The sequence below is a fragment of the Streptomyces javensis genome, from assembly GCF_039525925.1.
Lineage (GTDB): Bacteria > Actinomycetota > Actinomycetes > Streptomycetales > Streptomycetaceae > Streptomyces > Streptomyces asiaticus.
The window spans coordinates 1-1,126 of record NZ_BAAAIF010000249.1 but is presented as its reverse complement, the minus strand read 5'-3'; the positions used below and the strand labels follow the sequence as shown (position 1 = coordinate 1,126).

1 protein-coding gene is annotated in these 1,126 nt (G+C 65.0%); it reads left to right on the top strand.

All coding sequences use genetic code 11. The features are described 5' to 3' along the window. Positions 1-233 precede the first annotated feature (233 nt). Positions 234-1,103 carry an IS5 family transposase gene (locus ABD329_RS47800; protein WP_086883664.1) on the top strand — a complete coding sequence of 290 codons (870 nt, stop codon included), beginning with the start codon at positions 234-236 and terminating at the stop codon, positions 1,101-1,103. Positions 1,104-1,126: the final 23 nt, after the last annotated feature.

Here is a 1,126-nt window from a genome sequence, read left to right as displayed (position 1 = left end):
AGAGGTCGTTTTCACCTTGAATGCACTGGTATCTGCTAATTTTCGCGGCACGGGGTTGTGGTGGTGCGGAGATTGCTGATGCGTTTGGTACCTGATGGGCTGGTGGGGTGACAAGTGAGGCGGGAGGTGGCCTGTGCCTGTCTCATCCCAAGAAGCCGGGCCTTGCGCTGTGTGCTTCCGTCGTCGTTGCCGTACGCCTGGGCGCACTCGGTCCGGAGCGGTACGTCAGGAGCATGCCTACCCGACGCCCCTATCCGAGCGATCTGTCCGATGCCCGCTGGGAGTTGATCGAGCCGGTGCTGTCCGCCTGGCGCTTCGAGCGCCGCGGCAGGGCCCTGGACTTCGGGCGCCCACCCGAACACGACCTGCGCGAGATCATGAACGCGATCTTGTATGTGGACCGCACCGGCGTCCAGTGGCGCTACCTTCCGCACGACTTCCCGCACTGGAACACGGTCTACGGCTACTTTGCCAAGTGGGCGACAGAAGGCGTGTTCGCCCAGCTCAACGGCCTACTCAGGCAACTCCTGCGGCAGAAGGAAGGGCGGGAAGCCGAACCTTCGGCCTGCGTGATCGACGCACAGAGCGTCAAGACGTCCACCAGCGTCCCGGCCTCCAGCCAGGGAACCGACGCCGGGAAAAAGATCGTCGGGCGGAAGCGGAGCATCGTCATCGACACGATCGGCCTCCTGCTCGCGGTGCTGGTCACCGCGGCCAGCGTGCAGGACTCTGTGGCCGGCACCCGGCTCCTCGACCAGGTGGCCGCCGACCACCCTGGCATCCGGAAGGTGTGGGTCGACGGCGGCTACCGCCAGCACCTCGTCGAGCACGCCGCGACCCTCGGCATCGACATGGAAATCACCGCCCGAACCCCCGGGATCAAGGGATTCACCCCGATCCCCAAGCGGTGGGCGGTAGAACGGACCTACGGCTGGCTGATGCTCCACCGTCGGCTCGCCCGCGACTACGAAACCCTTCCCGGACGCTCCGAAGCCATGGTCCACCTCGCCATGACCGACCTCATGGCTCGCCGCCTGACCGGCGAAGCCACCATCTCCTGGCGCGATCCGAAAACCGTCACTAAGCAACCAATTCCGGGATGAAACACTGGGAGAAAACGACCTCT